At 37.4% G+C, this 19,171-nt stretch carries 15 protein-coding genes; 7 read left to right on the plus strand and 8 right to left on the minus strand.

Annotated features, from left to right (window positions below; translation table 11 throughout):
- A partial coding sequence (lpxK, locus tag ACILQF_RS00875; protein WP_395625524.1) for a tetraacyldisaccharide 4'-kinase occupies nucleotides 1-708 on the minus strand: 708 nt, incomplete at its 3' end.
- Nucleotides 709-786: 78 nt separating this feature from the next.
- On the opposite strand from lpxK, the gene ACILQF_RS00880 reads away from it, so the two are divergent.
- Nucleotides 787-1,704: a serine hydrolase gene (locus ACILQF_RS00880; RefSeq protein ID WP_395625525.1), complete on the plus strand. Its 918-nt coding sequence runs from the start codon at nucleotides 787-789 to the stop codon at nucleotides 1,702-1,704.
- Between the two features lie 97 nt (nucleotides 1,705-1,801).
- On the opposite strand, the gene ACILQF_RS00885 is transcribed toward ACILQF_RS00880, so the two are convergent.
- On the minus strand, nucleotides 1,802-2,887 hold the full coding sequence (locus ACILQF_RS00885; protein ID WP_395625526.1) for a zinc-dependent alcohol dehydrogenase family protein: 1,086 nt from the start codon (nucleotides 2,885-2,887) through the stop codon (nucleotides 1,802-1,804).
- Between the two features lie 226 nt (nucleotides 2,888-3,113).
- Here ACILQF_RS00885 and pruA point away from each other — a divergent pair, with 226 nt between their 5' ends.
- Nucleotides 3,114-4,748 carry an L-glutamate gamma-semialdehyde dehydrogenase gene (gene pruA, locus ACILQF_RS00890; RefSeq protein WP_395625527.1) on the plus strand — a complete coding sequence of 545 codons (1,635 nt, stop codon included), beginning with the start codon at nucleotides 3,114-3,116 and terminating at the stop codon, nucleotides 4,746-4,748.
- A gap of 212 nt (nucleotides 4,749-4,960) precedes the next feature.
- On the opposite strand, the gene can is transcribed toward pruA, so the two are convergent.
- The 4 genes from can to ACILQF_RS00910 form a co-directional block, all read right to left on the minus strand.
- Entirely contained in the window at nucleotides 4,961-5,632 is a 672-nt protein-coding gene (gene can / locus ACILQF_RS00895; protein ID WP_395625545.1) for a carbonate dehydratase, read from the minus strand.
- A gap of 41 nt (nucleotides 5,633-5,673) precedes the next feature.
- On the minus strand, nucleotides 5,674-7,281 hold the full coding sequence (locus tag ACILQF_RS00900; protein ID WP_395625528.1) for a SulP family inorganic anion transporter: 1,608 nt from the start codon (nucleotides 7,279-7,281) through the stop codon (nucleotides 5,674-5,676).
- Between the two features lie 187 nt (nucleotides 7,282-7,468).
- Nucleotides 7,469-7,804, minus strand: a complete 336-nt coding sequence (locus tag ACILQF_RS00905) for a hypothetical protein (protein WP_395625529.1) — start codon at nucleotides 7,802-7,804, stop codon at nucleotides 7,469-7,471.
- A gap of 118 nt (nucleotides 7,805-7,922) precedes the next feature.
- Nucleotides 7,923-9,110 (minus strand): porin, encoded by a 1,188-nt coding sequence (locus ACILQF_RS00910; protein ID WP_395625530.1) that lies wholly within the window; start codon nucleotides 9,108-9,110, stop codon nucleotides 7,923-7,925.
- Between the two features lie 204 nt (nucleotides 9,111-9,314).
- On the opposite strand from ACILQF_RS00910, the gene ACILQF_RS00915 reads away from it, so the two are divergent.
- The 5 genes from ACILQF_RS00915 (at nucleotide 9,315) to ACILQF_RS00935 (ending at nucleotide 16,155) form a co-directional block, all read left to right on the plus strand.
- Entirely contained in the window at nucleotides 9,315-10,856 is a 1,542-nt protein-coding gene (locus tag ACILQF_RS00915) for an acyl-CoA carboxylase subunit beta (RefSeq protein WP_395625531.1), read from the plus strand.
- A 9-nt stretch (nucleotides 10,857-10,865) separates the two neighbouring features.
- Nucleotides 10,866-11,282, plus strand: coding sequence for a GNAT family N-acetyltransferase (locus ACILQF_RS00920; protein ID WP_395625532.1), 417 nt, complete (start codon nucleotides 10,866-10,868; stop codon nucleotides 11,280-11,282).
- 4 nt (nucleotides 11,283-11,286) lie between these two features.
- Complete coding sequence (locus tag ACILQF_RS00925) at nucleotides 11,287-12,393, plus strand: M42 family metallopeptidase (RefSeq protein WP_395625533.1); 1,107 nt, start codon at nucleotides 11,287-11,289, stop codon at nucleotides 12,391-12,393.
- A gap of 136 nt (nucleotides 12,394-12,529) precedes the next feature.
- Nucleotides 12,530-14,962 (plus strand): prolyl oligopeptidase family serine peptidase, encoded by a 2,433-nt coding sequence (locus ACILQF_RS00930; protein WP_395625534.1) that lies wholly within the window; start codon nucleotides 12,530-12,532, stop codon nucleotides 14,960-14,962.
- Between the two features lie 281 nt (nucleotides 14,963-15,243).
- Nucleotides 15,244-16,155, plus strand: a complete 912-nt coding sequence (locus ACILQF_RS00935) for an NDP-sugar synthase (RefSeq protein ID WP_395625535.1) — start codon at nucleotides 15,244-15,246, stop codon at nucleotides 16,153-16,155.
- 186 nt (nucleotides 16,156-16,341) lie between these two features.
- Here the strand turns inward: ACILQF_RS00935 and dnaK are convergent, their stop codons facing one another.
- Together dnaK and rplQ are read right to left on the minus strand one after the other, a co-directional pair.
- Nucleotides 16,342-18,252 (minus strand): molecular chaperone DnaK, encoded by a 1,911-nt coding sequence (gene dnaK / locus ACILQF_RS00940; RefSeq protein WP_395625536.1) that lies wholly within the window; start codon nucleotides 18,250-18,252, stop codon nucleotides 16,342-16,344.
- 290 nt (nucleotides 18,253-18,542) lie between these two features.
- On the minus strand, nucleotides 18,543-19,169 hold the full coding sequence (rplQ, locus tag ACILQF_RS00945) for a 50S ribosomal protein L17 (RefSeq protein ID WP_395625537.1): 627 nt from the start codon (nucleotides 19,167-19,169) through the stop codon (nucleotides 18,543-18,545).
- Nucleotides 19,170-19,171 lie beyond the last annotated feature (2 nt).

Consider the following 19,171-nt stretch of genomic DNA (forward strand, 5'->3'; position numbering starts at 1 on the left):
TAATGAGTTCATTGGCCTTGAAATGCGATCTTCATAAACAGATTTAAGTTTACCGTATTTTAAATATGAAAAAAACAAAGATTGATTAACATTAAGATTCAATGTGCTTGCAATGTTCTGCCTTTGAGGCTCATCAAGAGTTTGAGGACACTTAGTTACCACAACTATATCTGCTCTTTTCTTTTGCAACATAGGTTCTCGCAAATTACCTGCAGGCAATAAAAACTGAAATTTCTGAAAGGAAGAATATTCAAACAGCAAAATACTTAATCCCGGATTCACTGCGCGATGTTGAAAAGCATCATCCAAAATAATGAGGTCATTTTCCCATTCAATTTGCTCAATTGCCTCTACCCTACTTTCACAAACAACTACGGTAATCCCTTCAAACTTGCGCTTGATTTGGAGCGGCTCATCGCCCGATTTTTCTACAGTATCATTTTCGTCTACAAAGCGAAAACCTGTCGTTTTTCTACCATAACCTCTACTTACCATTGCCAAAGTGAAATTCCACTTTAAAAGATTAATAAGATACTCCGTCATAGGACTTTTTCCAGAACCCCCAACGGCGAGATTACCTACAGAAATAACTGGCAGTTGAAACCTAATTGACTTTAACAGTCCGAAATCATAGGCCAAATTGCGAAGCAAAACCCCAATTCCATAAAGAATTGAAAATGGAAATAAGAGCAGCCGAAGTAATTTCATTCATTCAAATTTTAACAAAAATACATATTTGATTTCACGCTTATATTTATTGATGTTTGAATAATTAAATTAATGATCATGATAAGAAAGTCAATTATATTATTTAGCATGCTTTTTCTAACGATTTGGAATGCATCTGCACAAACAAAAGCTGATAAAAAACTTACTGAGAAGCTGCAAAAACTCGTTCATGGCTTTAATGGAGATGTAGGAATTTTTGTCCAAAATTTGAAAACAGGAAAAATTGCAGCAATCAATGCGGATACCATTTTTCCTACTGCAAGTATGATAAAAATTCCAATTATGTGTGGAGTTTTTGATAAAATCGAAAAGAAAGAATTAAATTATCACCAAAATCTGATTTATCGCGATAGCCTTCTTTATGCCGGAGAAGATATTCTAGGTTCATTTAAAGATGGTGAAAAAATTCAATTAAGCAAGGTTCAGATGCTAAGCATCACCACAAGTGACAATACTGGAAGCTTATGGCTTCAAAAACTGGTGGGTGGTGCGAATATAAATCAATGGCTTAGCGACAATGGATTTGAGCACATTCGCATCAATTCAAGGACTCCCGGGAGAGAAGCTTTTCAAAAACGCTATGGCTGGGGACAAGCTAGTCCGCGGGAAATGGCCCTCCTACTCACAAAAATCAGAAACGGCCAAGCGGTTAGTCCGGCAGCAAGTGAACGTATGTACAGAAATATGATCCGGATTTATTGGGATGCGGAAGCTCTTTCACAAATACCACCGTTTGTTCAGGCTGCTTCAAAACAAGGTGCTGTAAATCGCTCACGCTCAGAAGTGGTACTCGTAAATGCCCCGCATGGCGACTATGTGTTTTGCATTGCTACGAAAAATCAAAAAGATGAAAGTTGGACCCCAGACAATGAGGGTTACCAGCTTATAAGAAATCTTTCGAAATTATTATGGAACTATTATGAACCTAAATCTGGATGGAAGCCTTCCGAAGGAATGGAAAGATATATAGATTAAGACCATTTTTAAATTATCCCTAAAAATCAAAAATTACATTTTTGATTTTTAGGGATACAAATTATTTTAAGGATTAATGATTGCAGATCATTAATCCTTAATCTCCAATAATAACCTTGATAGCTTTCTCCCTGGCTGCATTTCCAAAGACCTCATAAGCTTCCATAATTTGATCAAACTTGAATCGATGGGTAATCAATTTTTCAGGCTGAATACCATTACTCTGTACTGTTTTTAACAACATTGGCGTAGTATTCGTGTTTACAAGTCCGGTGGTTATAGTAATATTCTGTATCCATAATTTTTGAAGCTGCAAATCCACGCTTTTACCATGCACACCAACATTGGCAATATGACCTCCGGGCCGGATAATTTCCTGACAAATACCGAAGGTTTGTGGAATACCCACTGCTTCTATGGCTACATCTACACCATCTTTCGTTTCTTTTGCAATTACTTTGGCAACATCATCTTTGGTTGGATTGATTGTATGGGTAGCACCAAAAGTTTTAGCTACTTTAAGTCGATTTTCATCCATATCAACCATAATGATCTTTGATGGCGAATAAAACTGTGCGGTAAGTAAAGCCGACATACCTATCGGACCAGCACCAATGATGGCAATCGTATCTCCAGGCTTTACAGCACCATTAATTACACCGATCTCATGGCCAGTGGGTAAAATATCACTAAGCATAACCATCGCTTCTTCATTAGCTCCGGACGGTATTTTATAAAGACTATTATCGGCATGAGGAATTCTTACAAATCCAGCCTGGGTTCCATCAATTAAGTGACCTAATATCCAACCACCATCTTCGCAGTGCGAATACATCTGCTTTTTACAATATTCACATTTACCGCAAGAAGTGATGCAAGAGATCAAAACATGATCACCCTTTTTGAAGTTATTCACGGCAGTTCCTATTTCTTCAATAATACCAACACCTTCATGCCCTAAAATCCTTCCTTTAGTGACTGCCGGAACATCTCCCTTCAGAATATGAAGATCCGTTCCGCAGATAGTCGTTTTTAATACTTTAACAACCGCATCTGTTGGGACTAAGACCTTGGGTTTTAGAACATCCATCCACTTCTTTTCGCCCGGTCCCTGATAAACCAAGCCTTTCATTACCGCTGTGTTTTCAGTAACTTTTACTGCCTCCATTACATTTGTACTCATAATCTTAAATTAAAAGGTAAATAAATTCCGTTGTTACAAAGATCAACAACGCTCTCCTGCCGAATAATGAGAACTATCATGTTAAAACCTGATTTCAAACAAGAAGATGTTTAATTAACGGTTCATTTATTAATATGCAATAATCGGGTCGGTTTATTTTTTAAAGGAAATCAATCCGCAGATTACAATCAAAGCCTTATCTTTGCCGCAATTAAGAACAACAATTATGTTAAAAGGATTTTTCAACGTACCACAACCTGTAAATGAGACAATTTTAAATTATGCTCCAGGAAGTAAGGAAAGAACTTTATTAAAGGAAGCACTTGCTGATGCTCGTTCCAAAACAATCGACATACCCATGTATATTGATGGGAAAGAGATTAGAACCGATAAAAAAGTCAATATTTACCCACCTCACGATCACCAGCATTTGTTGGGATCATATAGCCAAGGCACAAAAGAACATGTTTCTGAAGCTATCAAAGCAGCTTTGAAGGCAAAAAGTGCTTGGGAGAATTTGGCTTGGGAGCAACGTGCTGCTATTTTCTTAAAAGCGGCAGACTTAATTGCTGGACCGTATCGATATAAACTGAATGCCGCCACCATGTTGGGGCAGTCAAAAAATGCATTTCAGGCGGAAATTGATGCCGCATGTGAGTTAATTGATTTCCTGCGTTTCAATGTGAAATACATGACTGAAATTTATCAGCAACAACCTCCAGTATCACCTCGAGGGAACTGGAACAGATTGGAGCAGAGAGCGCTTGAGGGATTTGTATTTGCATTAACCCCATTCAATTTTACTGCCATTGCGGGAAATTTACCTACTTCAGCAGCCATGATGGGTAATGTTGTAGTATGGAAACCTTCCAATACTCAAATCTATTCGGCCAATGTTTTGATGGAAATTTTCCGTGAAGCAGGTTTGCCAGATGGTGTAATCAATTTGGTCTATGTTTCTGGTCCAGATGCTGGTGAAGTCATTTTCAATCACCCTGATTTTGCGGGAATTCACTTCACGGGCTCTACCGCAGTATTTCAAGACATCTGGAAAACAATTGGCAATAATATTCATAAATACAAAACCTATCCACGCATTGTTGGAGAAACCGGTGGAAAAGACTTTATTTTAGTCCACGGCTCAGCAGATGTACAAGCTTCAAGTACTGCAATTTTACGTGGCGCTTTCGAGTATCAAGGTCAAAAATGCTCTGCTGCATCGAGAGTTTACATTGCAGCATCTGTTTGGCCTGCAATAAAAGATTTACTTGTTCGCGACCTTGCTAGCATTAAAATGGGGCCTACTGAAGATTTCGGAAATTTTGTAAATGCTGTAATTGATGAGAAATCGTTCGATAAGCTTAGCGGATATATCGACCGCGCAAAAAACGACAAGAATCTTGAAATTCTTGCTGGAGGTAATTACGATAAATCCAAAGGATATTTTATCGAGCCAACCGTTATTCTTACTAAAGATCCGAAATATGTAACCATGTGTGAAGAATTATTCGGACCGGTGCTTACCATTTTTGTTTATGAGGATAAGGATTTCGAGAAGACCCTTGAAATTATTGATAGCACCTCCATTTATGCCCTTACGGGAGCAGTATTAGCCCAAGACCGTTATGCTTTGGCTACAGCTACTCATGCTTTAAGAAATTCTGCTGGAAACTTTTATATCAATGATAAATGTACAGGTGCAGTTGTTGGACAGCAACCTTTTGGAGGAGCAAGAGGATCAGGAACCAATGATAAAGCAGGTTCAATGATCAATCTTTTAAGATGGGTTTCACCAAGAACAATCAAAGAAACTTTTGATCCACCGAAAGATTATAAATATCCGTTTTTGGAGAAAGAGTAGAGAGGGGGTTGGCCGTTATTAGTTGTCAGTTGACAGAAAAGCCCTATTTAAAAAGGCTTATCTGTTATCAACCGAAAATGTTAGAACTGTGATTTTTTTGATTGAAAATAACCATATAATTCAATCTCGCAGAAGTCGCAAGCCTGATAACGGACAACTATCAACTGACAACCAATAAAGGAGCTAAATCTTAGGACTTAGCTCTTTTATCATTAGGAAACCTTAGACTCATCCAACTTAAATATTTCGCCGAGGTTATTACTTGATTTTGCAGTTACTTGTAAATCTTTGACTAGTCCGGAGCTAAGGTCAATTACCCATCCATGAATCTCCAAATCTTCACGCTCACGCCAAGCATTTTGAACAATTGTGGTTTTACATAAATTATAAACCTGCTCAATCACATTCAATTCTACAAGACGATTAACTTTTAGCTTATCATCCATAATCCGGTCAAGCTCATTGCTATGCAAGCGATAAACATCCTTTATGTGACGAAGCCAATTATCTATCAAACCAAATTGAGTATTACTAAGCGCCGCTGCGATACCACCGCAACCGTAATGCCCTGAAACGATTACATGCTTTACTTTTAATACATTAACCGCATAATCGAGAACACTTAACATATTCATATCTGAATGAACACACATATTGGCAATATTCCGATGCACAAATACCTGCCCTGGTTTAGTATTTGTTACCTCATTTGCAGGAACCCTACTATCAGAACATCCAATCCAAAGCACATCAGGATCCTGCCCCATGGCCAATTTATTGAAATAATCAGGATCCTTTTCTGTTTCCTTCTTTACCCAATCACGATTACCTTGAAGTAATTCTTCATAGGCACGCTTTTGCTTTTCACTATTCTCAGCTGACATATTAGGAACCTTTGATTTATTTGTTTTTTTAGATAACATAGTTAATTATTTTTTCTCGATTTATAAACTAATTCTTTTAGACTAGGCACCTCATAGCTATCACGGATATTTAAAATTTGTACAATGGTACCTTTCGAAAATGCATTATGCTTAAAATTGTGAATAATCTCCAATACATCGCGATCAATGTACATGGAATCAGTTCCATCAATAATCACATCAGATTCGGAAGGTAAATTTATTAGCGTATACTGAATTGCGGCTTTATTGAGGAATGATACTTCCTGAGCGAGTTTAATTCGAATTACCTCTTTCCCTCCATTTTCTTCAAACTTAAAGAAGTAAGGATTACGCAAATTTGTTCTCAAAATATAAAATACGCCAACTAGCATCCCTATGGCCACACCCTTAAGTAAATCGGTAAACACAATTGCAAGAACAGTAACCACGAATGGAATAAACTGATCCTTACCATTTTTCCACATTTTCTTAAATAAAGAAATATTTGCGAGTTTATATCCTGTGATTAATAGAATAGCTGCTAAACAAGCCAAAGGAATTTTATTTAATAAAACAGGGATAAATAACAAGGATAAAAGCAGCCAAAAGCCATGATAAATGGCACTCATTTTTGTCCGACCTCCAGAATTCACATTCACCGACGATCTTACAATTACCGAAGTCATAGGTAAACCACCCAACATACCACTAGTCATATTACCTAGTCCCTGTGCCAACAATTCTCTATTAGTGGGCGAAACTCGTTTAAGTGAATCGATTTTATCAACAGCTTCAATGCTCAAAAGCGTTTCAATACTCGCCACAATGGCAATGGTAAATGCAACAGTCCACACCGCCTGATTATTTATTTGAGAGAAATCAGGGAATGAAAATAGGCTAGTAAACTCAGAGAATGAATTCACAACTGGTATATTTACTAATTGTGCCTGACTTAATGCAAGACCCGTATTTTGAAACAGAATAGTTAAAATAATACCCAATGCAACAACAAGAACTGGTGCAGGAATGGCACTCATTTTTTTAATTTTTGGCCAATAAATCATAATTAAAAGTGAAAGAACACTTATAATAACCGCACCATAACTAATCATATTTGAGGCCGCTGCAATTGCAGTGAAAGTGTTTTCATGATCCGCTTGAAAAAAGCTTTCATCTCCTTCAAAATCTGAGTCAAATCCTACTGCATGTGGCAATTGCTTCAAAATCAGAATAATACCAATCGCCGCTAGCATTCCCTCAATAACCGATGAAGGGAAATAATTGGCAATTATTCCAGCCTTTAAGAATCCGAAGATGATTTGTATTAGCCCTGCCAGAACCACTGCAAGTAAAAATGTTTCGTATGATCCTAAAGAAGCAATTGCACCAAAAACAATAACCGTTAAACCCGCAGCTGGTCCGCTAACACTTAATTGCGATCCACTAATTGCTGAAACAACAATTCCTCCTATTATTCCGGTTAAAACACCAGCAAAAAGTGGTGCTCCTGACGCTAAAGCAATACCTAAACATAAAGGCAAAGCAACTAGAAATACGACGATACTAGCAGGAAGATCTTTCTTTAAATTAGTACTATTAAAGTACTTAGAAATGTCAAAAAAGGTATTTTTATTTGAATTATTAGTCATATTATGAATAGGTAAGATTTGTGATAAACTAGAATAGTATAAAAATTGGATTAATTATAAAAAGCTTCCTAAAGAAAAAATGTAGCTATTGCTTACTCATTATTCACAATAAAGAACTGAGGATTGTGTAAACAATCCTTGCTCTTTTAAAATTCGAGGAAAATAGTGTTGGAATAAATCCGGAGTTTTAGCAGTTGGGTGGCGGACTAGGGATTCTTGGGTAGAATAATTCTTTGTGAGCATACTGCAAAAGAACATATTGAATACTATTCATTATCTGATGCGGTTCTTCAAAATTAAATTTGTTTGAACCAATTAAATACTCGCCCTTATTTAAAGAATCTTTGACTTGATCTGCAGCTTTTGAAGAATTAGTTTCGATTTCAAGTTGCATGATCACTGAATTCATGATTTTACTATCCAGATGGATTGCAATTAGGGGTGCGATAGAAATAACCATCTTCACTGAGAAAATGATTAGAAATATAAAACTGAACAACAATCGCACTAACTCTTTCTTCATCTAAGTTTACAAACCGAACAATAAAATCTTTAATTACGCGAATTTACGAAAAATATCTCCTTTTCGGGCCAGAAACCGAACCTAATTTTTCATTTCCAGTAATTAAGTCAACTAATATTTAAATTCCTAGCTCAAACTGAGTTAGTAGTCCCCAGCGATTTCCTTTATGGGCAAAGGTATAATTGCCATCAACGGCCATATAATTCACATTTAACTGCATTTTAACTCGATGCTTACTAAAATATTTTGTTGTTCCGAGCTCAAAAATATTTTTTTGCGATTCATAAGCGGCAAGTTTAACTGATGGGCTTAACCGAGAATAACGCATGGCTAGCTCCAAATTACTTGGAAAAACATAAGAAAATTGATGATTGATACCATCTCCTGTAAATGCATATACTAAAACACCTAAATCATTGTATGTTAATGGATTATCTACGTGCCTCTTTAAATATTCTACAGAATATGCCCAACCTTTGTATTTTCCAATCGCATCTAACATCCATGTGCCCATATCAACAGGTCGATAAAGCTCTTTACCAAGTTGCCCCCCTGTCCTATTAGTTTTTTTATTCATGCTGTATCCTGCAGCAATAGAAATTTTTGGTTTAGGCTCACGCTCAAGATCACCTTCAGAATAATCACCTCCTCCCGTAAATTCACCCAGTGGCAAAAGTTCTACTCTCCCAGTATATGCAAGGCCATCATCTGTGGAGTTTACACTTCTTCCTTCTCCTGTAGAAACTGCCCCTTTCAAATAATAATCCATTTCACCGATTTTATTGTGGTAATAGGCCTTTAAACCAAAATCTCGATCAATTGTCATCGCTCCATTTACTATGGAACGATCGGCAAACTGCAGCTGGCCTGATGAATTTACACGCTGCCTATTACCCGGCAACTTATTCTGCCCAAATCCAATATAGAACTTGGGAGTAAAGTGATAAAATATCACTGCATCGCGTACAACATTTGCAATACCTGTATTATCTACATCCTGATCACCGCGTGTAAATGCCAGCTGAATGCTGTATGTTAATTTAGGATTCATAATAAATCCGTCAACCCTCATACGTAATCGGCGGACACGCGCATCGTATTCATTAAAACTCAGATCATTACCTGATTTGGTATTTACCCCCAGCCTATTCTGCATTCTAAACCGAAAATTTATATAAAACGAGGTATCTGGCGACCTAAAATGCACACCTGTAAAGTCAGCAATCATTGCCTTCTCATCCCTTTCATCTTGTCCGAAAACACTTAGGGAAAAAAGTGTAAACCATATAAAAAAAAATATTCTCACACTCATTAAATTATGTCAGACAAATTTAGCATTATTAAAACAATTTGTAATTTACTCTCAATAAATTATGAAGCAAATGAACGCTGTTTCCTATATATTAAATCACAGCTATGTAAACAAAGGAAAACAATCGGTTTGTATGATTCCTTTATTCATTTTTTAGTAATTTTAACCCCCATGACCAAATAAATAAACCTGCGTATTTTGAACGATAAAATAGAAATTTTAAGGAAAAAGCAAGAAGAGGCACTTCTTGGTGGTGGAAAATCCAGAATGGAAAGTCAGCATAAAAAGGGAAAGCTCACTGCCAGAGAGCGCCTCCATTTTTTATTAGATGAAGGCTCATTTGAAGAAATTGGTATGCTGGTTATGCATCGCTCAACCGATTTTGGCATGGAGAAAGAACGCTACCCTGGCGACGGTGTGGTTACTGGTTATGGAACGATCAATGGCCGCCTTGTCTATGTTTTTTCTCAGGATTTCACAGTTTTTGGAGGCTCTCTCTCTGAAACACATGCCGAAAAAATCTGCAAAATAATGGACCTTGCACTTAAAAATGGTGCTCCAGTTATTGGATTAAATGATTCTGGTGGTGCGCGAATACAAGAAGGTGTAGTTTCTTTAGGGGGTTATGCCGATATATTTTACAAAAACACAATGGCTTCAGGTGTTGTACCACAGTTATCGGCCATCATGGGCCCTTGTGCCGGTGGAGCAGTTTATTCGCCTGCCATTACTGACTTTGTGCTCATGGTTGAAAACACATCCTATATGTTTGTCACCGGACCTAATGTAGTTAAAACAGTCACACATGAAATAGTAAGCTCCGAAGAACTGGGTGGTGCGTCCACACATTCTACTAAATCGGGAGTCACACATTTTGCGTGCAGCAATGAAATTGATGCTATTAATCACATTAAAAAACTACTCAGCTACATGCCTCAAAATTGCGAGGAAAATACCCCTGCAATAGCATATGAGCCAGCTAATGAGGAAAGATTAAAACTAAATGACCTCATCCCGGAAAACAATTCACAGCCATATGATATTCGAGAAGCTATAACAGAAATTGCTGATGAGGATTCTTTTCTAGAAGTTCATAAAGATTTCGCAGAAAATATTGTGGTAGGTTTTGCCAGGCTGGCAGGTAGAAGCATCGGCATTGTGGCTAATCAACCAGCATTTTTAGCAGGTGTACTCGATATAAACTCTTCAGTTAAAGGGGCTCGTTTTGTTCGGTTTTGCGATAGTTTTAACATCCCCTTGCTCGTTTTAGAAGATGTTCCAGGCTTCCTTCCAGGTACAGATCAGGAATGGAATGCGATCATCACCAATGGAGCCAAACTTTTATACGCCTTCTGTGAGGCTACGGTACCACGAATTACTGTGATTACCAGAAAAGCCTATGGTGGTGCCTACGATGTAATGAATTCCAAACACATTGGCGCCGACATGAATTATGCTTGGCCAAGTGCAGAAATTGCTGTGATGGGTGCTAAAGGTGCTGCAGAAATTATTTTTAAAAAGGAAATTGCTGCCTCTGATAATCCCAATGCACGCTGGATTGAGAAGGAAAAGGAATATTCCGATATTTTTGCTAACCCTTATCGAGCAGCTGAAAGAGGATTTATAGATGAGGTAATTGAGCCATCCCAGACAAGAAAAAAATTAATTAAAGCCTTTAAAATGCTTGAAAACAAGGTGGTAAACAATCCTAAAAAGAAGCATGGTAATATTCCACTTTAAATATCGGACATGGCACACATCGAACAAATAAGTCCCGAGTTAACCTGGCGCATACGCCGTGATGTTTTATACCCCAAACAGCCCCTAGATAAAATCAGGCTAGCGGAAGATGATTATGGCATGCATTTGGGGTTATTTGATCAAGATATATTAATAAGCGTACTTTCAATTTTCAAAAGTGAAAACTCAATACAATTTCGAAAATTTGCTACCCTTGAGCCATATCAAGGTAAAGGCTATGGCAGCGAATTATTAAACTATTTGCTTAAAACATCCACAGACGAGGGCTTTGAACGGATTTGGTGCAATGCACGAAAAAATGCTTCAGGTTTTTATAGTAAATTTGGCTTTGTTGAAACCGACCATTCCTTCCATAAAGATGGTCTCGATTTTGTGATTATGGAGAAAATTTTAAAAAACAAATAAGAAAATGGCAAAAAATAAAGAAAAGAAGCACATTCCGGTAGTCACTAAAAAATCACTGGCATTCTTTGAAAAATACATCAATAACGCATCGCCAACAGGCTTTGAATGGGAAGGGCAGCGCTTGTGGCTCGATTATATTAAACCTTACACAGATGAGCACATGGTAGATAATTATGGCACTGCAGTAGCTGTAATTAATCCAAAAGCGAAATTTAAGGTAGTTATTGAAGCACATGCCGATGAAATTTCATGGTTTGTGAATTACATTACAAAGGACGGACTAATCTATGTCATCAGAAATGGGGGCTCTGATCATCAAATTGCTCCTTCAAAGCGTGTGAATATACATACCGATAAAGGGATTGTAAAAGCTGTTTTTGGATGGCCTGCAATACACACACGTAGTGGTGAGAAGGAAGAAGCACCAACAATGAAAAATATTTTTTTGGATTGTGGTTGTACAAGCAGCGAGGAAGTTGAAAAGCTTGGTATTCACGTAGGCTGTGTCATTACCTATGAGGATGAATTTATGGTCCTGAATGATCGCTACTATGTGGGTCGCGCACTTGATAACCGTGCAGGTGGATTTATGATTGCTGAAGTTGCACGCCTACTCTCAGAAAATAAGAAAAAACTACCATTCGGATTATACATCGTAAATTCAGTGCAGGAAGAAATCGGACTTCGAGGTGCTGAGATGATTGCGCATCGAATTAAACCAAACATTGCAATTGTAACGGATGTTACACACGATACCCAAACACCAATGATAAGCAAAATCACTCAAGGTGATCTAGCCTGCGGTAAGGGTCCTGTAGTTTCTTATGCTCCTGCAGTACAAACTAATCTAAATAAATTACTCATTAAAGCTGCAGAAGAAAACAACATTCCTTTCCAGCGCCAGGCATCATCAAGATCAACAGGTACAGATACCGACGCATTTGCCTACTCTAATGATGGAGTGGTTTCTGCATTAATATCCCTACCCTTACGTTACATGCACACAACTGTTGAAATGATCCATAAAGAGGATGTTGATAATGTAATCCGTCTAATTTATGAATCGCTATTAACAATTAAGGTTGACCAGGATTTTAGATCCGTAAAATAATCCACTTATTCTTTTATGGGCTAAATGCAATTCTTAAACTCATAAAAAAATAAATACGCTCTTTAGGGTGCTGCCATTAAAAAGCAGCACCCTAATTTATATAAGCTTGATTTTGAATAACATATCAATAAATAGCATGTTTAAACAATCTATTGGATTCCTGCTCTCTAGTTTTTTCTGCATTACGGCAAGTTTGGCACAAGAAAATAATGCATATCAAAAACCCCCACAAGCATTAATAAATTTATTGGAAGCTCCTATTAATGAAGAGGTTATTCTCAGCTCTGATGGTCAATGGATGCTCTTATTAAATCCTCAAGAACTCCCATCAATCACTGAACTTTCCTCATTTGAATATGGACTCGCCGGATTGCGCATCGACCCAATAACTAATGGCCCAAGTAGAGCGATATTTTATACTGGCATTAGATTAAAATCAACTAGCAATGGTGCAGAATATGGCTTTAGCGGCTTGCCCCTTGGACTAAAGCTTTCCGATTTAACATGGTCGCCAGACGAAAGCAAAATCGCATTCTGCCACACCGCTAAAACTGGGATTGAATTGTGGATGATCGATTTAAAAACACAGGAAGCAAAACGTTTAGGCAAAGAGCATATCAATCGATGCTATGGCAAGAGTTTTATTTGGAAGCCTGATGGAAAGGCAATTTTAGCGCAATTTGTTATAAATGAATTGAGGAATCTAGCTGAACCCGAAAAAATACCATCGGGGCCACTTATTCAGGAAAATACGAAACAATCGACACCCTCACGGACCTATCAAGATCTATTGAAAAATCCATTCGATGAGAAAATATTCGAGCACTTTTTTACCTCACAATTAAAAACAATCAATTTGAATGGAGAAAGCAGCAATTTCCTTCAACCACAAATTGTCCGCTCCATAGACTTCTCGCCAGATGGAGATTATCTACTTCTTGCTAATATCCAGCGTCCTTATTCCTATACCGTACCAATTGGCTTATTTCCTTTTACCACTGCACTTTACGACAAAAAAGAAAAGTTAGTGAAGAAGTTATTTGAAGCACCTTTAGCTGAAAATATCCCTTTAGGGTTTGATGCAGTGCCAAAAGGACCTAGAGAATTTGCTTGGCGAGCAGATAAAGGAGCGACTCTTTACTGGATTGAAGCACTCGACAATGGAAATCCGGCACAGCAAGCTAGTATTCGCGACATCATTTATACACAAGCAGCACCATTTAACCAAAATCCATTAAAACTCGCAGATTGTTATTTCCGTTTTCATTCTATTTTATGGAGTGATGACAAACTGGCAATTATTACTGAAAGATGGTGGAAAACAAGGACTGAAAGACGGGTATTTATTAAACCTAGCGATGAAAATTTCAGAATTAACCTATTCGATCGCTATTTTGAAGATGCTTATCAAGATCCAGGGGAATTACTCACCAAGAAAAATGAATTTAACAGAAATGTTTTGTTAACCGAATTTAATGCACTTAAACGACTAAGCGACCCAGATAATATAGCGATTTTTAGTATTAGCGATGGCGCCTCTGCAGATGGCGATCGACCTTTCATCTTAAAATTTAATATTAAAACGAAAATTCGCGACACCATTTTCAGATCAACAGCACCCTATTATGAGCGTCCACTTCATTTTAATAATACCAAGTTTATTATTAACAGTAGAGAAGCGGCAGACACGGTGAAAAATTATTTCAAAATAAATTTATCAGATTTAAGTTATTCGCAAATAACAAATTTCCCTAACCCATATCCCGAATTAAATGGTGTTCAGAAAAAGCAAATTTCCTATGAACGACTCGATGGTATCAAATTGGGGGCAACACTTTACTTACCCGCAAACTTTAAAACTGGCGCCCCACCACTTCCAGTACTCATGTGGGCCTATCCTCGTGAATTTAAAACTATGGAAGCGGCCGCACAAGTTAAGGGCTCTCCATACACATTTAGCATATTAAGCCCAGGATCACCATTATATTGGGTAAGCCGTGGTTATGCCATTCTAGATAATGCCGATATGCCAATTATTGGCGAGAGCATTAAGGAGCCAAACGATACCTTCATTGAGCAAATTAGATACAATGCAGAGGCCGCCATTAACCAATTAGTAAAAATGGGTGTGGCCGACAGAAATAAAATCGCTATTGGAGGCCATTCTTATGGAGCATTCATGACGGCAAATTTATTGGCGCATACCGACCTCTTTGCTGCAGGAATCGCCCAAAGCGGGGCATATAATCGTAGCCTCACTCCTTTTGGTTTTCAATCAGAAGAACGCACATTCTGGCAGGCTACAACCGTTTATAATAAAATATCACCTTTCAACTATGCCAACAAAATTAAGAGTCCTTTATTACTAATACATGGACAAGCGGACAATAATGCAGACACATTCCCATTACAGAGTGAGCGACTTTTTGCTGCTTTAAAAGGGCATGGTACTAACTCCAGACTGGTTTTATTACCCTTTGAGGCACATAGATACAGTGCTAAAGAATCGATTTTACATACTATGTGGGAAATGGACAATTGGCTGGAAAAATATGTAAAAAATAAATAGATACAACCTTAGTACATTTAAATAAAAAGAATGTTTATATATCATAGATTTAATATATTTCTTATTTATTAATTATTATATATATTTATAAATAAAACAGAAAAATAAATTTGAAAAATTGTAAATTATTTGATTGCAAAAAAATTGGAACAACAATTGTAGTACGAGGCCTAATTTTGTCCCTAAATTAATTTAGGAGCAATTGAAAATTTATAAATTAAAAATTAAACGATTAGAAATTTTAAATAGGACCAAAATATTTAATTCAAAATAAAATAATAATGAAACCAACTTTAGTAATCCTGGCAGCAGGAATGGCCAGCCGATATGGCAGCATGAAACAAACCGATGGATTTGGACCAAATGGTGAAACAATCATCGAATATTCAATTTACGATGCTATAAAGGCTGGCTTTGGCAAAGTTATCTTTGTGATAAAGGAAGAATTTGCAGAAAATTTTAAAGGCATTTTTGAGCCAAAACTAAATGGAAAAATCGAAACAGATTATGTATTCCAAACATTTGATATAAAACCTTTTGGGATAGATTTTGAAATTGAAAGAGCAAAACCTTGGGGCACAGCACATGCTGTACTTGCTGCACGCGATGCTGTAAAAGAACCTTTTTGTGTCATTAACGCAGATGATTTTTATGGCCGTGAGTCTTATCAAAAAATGGCCGACTTCTTAAACAATGAAGTGAATGATCAAGAATTTTCAATGATTGGATACCAGATTGATAAAACTCTTTCGGAGCATGGATCTGTATCTAGAGGAGTTTGTGAAGTTGATTTAGATGGTAATCTAACTGAAATTCAAGAGCGCACGAAAGTATTTTTTAAGACAGATAATAGTGAGCAGAAGACGATTGTATTTGAGGAAAACAACACCGAATTTCCTGTGAATGTTAATACACGTGTTTCTATGAATTTCTGGGGCTTCACTCCTAAAGTATTCGATTATACAGCCGACTTATTTAAAGAGTTTGCCTTGGCAAATATTGAAAACCCCAAATCAGAGTTTTTCATTCCCTTAGTTGCTGAAAAACTCATCAAAAACAAACAAGCATCTTTTAAGGTAATTCCTACTCAAAACCAATGGTTTGGCGTTACTTATGCTGAAGACAAGCCTTTTGTACAAGAAAATATTGATAAACTGGTTGCAGAAGGAGTTTACCCATCTAAACTGTGGTAGTATTTTTTTCTTTCTAAAAGCCTTAGGTTATTGAAAAATATGCTGAGGCTTTTTTTTTGAAACAAATTTTCTACCTCTTCAATTTAATAATTTCCATTGAAATCAATAATCCTTCATGAACTATTGAATCATTAAAAAAGCCCATTCTCCTAAAAGAATGGGCTTTCAACTATTAGATTAAAAAAATTACTTCTTTTCGTCTTCTTTTACTTCTTCAAAGTCAACATCAGTAACTGTATCGTCAGCTGCTGCCTGTTGTCCGCCTTCACTTGCTCCTGCACCCTGTCCAGCATCCTGAGACGCTTTGTACATGTCTTCTGAAGCAACGTTCCAAGCTGCTTGAAGTTCCGCCTGAGCGGTATCTATTGCAGCGAAATCTTTTGCCTCATGTGCATCTTTCAGTTTTTTCAAACCTTCTTCAATTGGAGCTTTTTTATCGTCGGCCAATTTATCACCATATTCTTTCAATTGCTTTTCAGTTGAGAAAATCAAAGCGTCAGCTGCATTTAATTTTTCAACCTCTTCGCGTGCTGCCTTATCAGTTTCAGCATTTGCTTCAGCTTCATCTTTCATCCTCTTGATTTCCTCGTCAGTTAAACCTGAAGACGCTTCGATGCGGATTTTTTGCTCTTTATTAGTTGCTTTATCTTTTGCAGCTACGTGTAGAATACCATTAGCATCAATATCAAAAGTTACTTCAATCTGCGGAATACCACGTGGTGAAGGTGGAATACCATCCAGGTGGAAACGACCAATTGTTCTGTTCTGATTTGCCATCGGGCGTTCACCCTGTAAAATATGAATCTCTACAGATGGCTGATTATCAGATGCTGTTGAAAACACTTCAGATTTTTTAGATGGAATAGTAGTATTTGCCTCGATCAATTTAGTCATTACACCACCCATTGTTTCTATACCCAATGAAAGCGGAGTAACGTCAAGTAATAATACATCTTTAACCTCACCAGTTAAAACACCACCTTGAATAGCTGCACCAATGGCAACCACCTCATCAGGATTTACACCTTTTGAAGGCTCTTTGCCAAAAAATGCTTTTACAGCATCCTGGATAGCAGGGATACGCGTTGAACCACCAACTAAGATAATCTCATCAATATCAGAAGTACTTAAACCAGCATTCTTCAATGCTTTCTTACAAGGTTCAATAGTTCTTTTAATTAAGCTATCAGCTAATTGCTCAAATTTGGCACGGGTTAATGATTTAACCAAGTGCTTCGGCATTCCGTCGCCAGCAGAAATATAGGGAAGGTTAATTTCAGTTTGAGCGGTACTTGACAATTCAATTTTAGCTTTTTCAGCAGCTTCTTTCAAACGCTGAAGCGCCATTGGATCTTTACGAAGGTCAATACCCTCATCACTCTTAAACTCATCTGCCATCCAATCGATGATTACAGCATCAAAGTCATCCCCACCAAGGTGAGTATCACCATCAGTAGATTTAACCTCAAATACACCATCACCTAATTCAAGAACAGAAACATCATGCGTACCACCACCACAGTCGAACACCACAATTTTCATATCCTTATGAGCTTTATCTAAACCGTATGCAAGTGCAGCGGCTGTAGGCTCATTGATAATACGAGAAACTTTTAGACCAGCAATTTCACCGGCTTCTTTAGTTGCTTGACGCTGCGCATCATTAAAGTAAGCAGGAACAGTAATAACTGCTTCATTTACTTCATGACCTAAAAAATCTTCAGCAGTTTTCTTCATTTTCTGCAAAATCATTGCAGAAATCTCCTGAGGAGTATATAAACGATCATCTATCTTAACACGCGGGGTATTATTATCACCCTTAACAACTGTGTATGGTACACGAGTCATTTCATTTGTAACCTCTCCAAAACCATTACCCATGAAGCGTTTGATTGAAGAAATAGTTTTTGTTGGGTTAGTGATTGCCTGACGTTTTGCCGGATCTCCTACCTTACGTTCACCATTGTCTATAAAAGCTACAATTGAAGGGGTAGTTCTTTTACCTTCGCTGTTTGGAATAACTACAGGCTCATTACCCTCCATTACCGATACGCATGAATTTGTAGTTCCTAAGTCGATACCAATTATCTTTGCCATATTTTAATCCTTCTTAATTTATTATTAATACTATTTTTTATTTATCAAGCCTTGTGCCAATTAAGTCTTGACCATAAATGACAGTATTTTATTCTTAATTGACTCCTAGTGAGTGCTTTTAAAAATGACAGGTTGGCAGTTGGGTTAGTTAGTACTGAGTAACTAGTATTGAGTAACTAACATTGTGATATGCAATTAAGGTTGAAACAAATATTAAAAAATGCAGAATATAAGCCAGAAACAAAAAAGACCCGCTCATTGAGCGGGTCTTTCGTTAGATCAGGGAAAAATTATTCTCCTTTTTTCTCTTCTGTTGGAGCTTCATCAGACGGAGTTTCCTCTGCCGAAGGCGCCTCAGATTCATCAGCAGTAGCTTCAACAGCTGGACTTTCTTCAACCTGGATTTCCTCTGCAGGAGCAACTTCTACAATTTCTTCCTTTTCAGCTTTTGGAGCAACAGTAGCAGCAACAGCTGGGGTATCGTCAGCTTTTTTAGCCTTTGAACCACGACGACGAGTTGATTTCTTCTCAGCAACTGCATCACCTGAAGTATAAATTTCGTTATAATCAACTAATTCGATTAATGCCATAGAAGCATTATCACCTAAACGATTTCCCATTTTAAGAATACGGGTATAACCACCTGGGCGATTAGCAACTTTAGCTGCAATATCGCGGTACAAGATTGAAACTACTTCTTTGTTTTGTAAGTAACTAAATACTGTACGTCGAGAGTGCGTAGTATCATCTTTCGACCTTGTAATAATTGGTTCAACATAAACACGCAAAGCTTTTGCTTTTGCAAGTGTAGTTGTAATGCGCTTGTGTAGTATAAGCGAAGAAGCCATGTTAGCAAGCATCGCGCGGCGATGACTGTCTGTACGACTTAAATGGTTTACTTTTTTACCGTGTCTCATTG

Source organism: Daejeonella sp., assembly GCF_044232565.1.
In the GTDB taxonomy this organism is placed as follows: domain Bacteria; phylum Bacteroidota; class Bacteroidia; order Sphingobacteriales; family Sphingobacteriaceae; genus Daejeonella.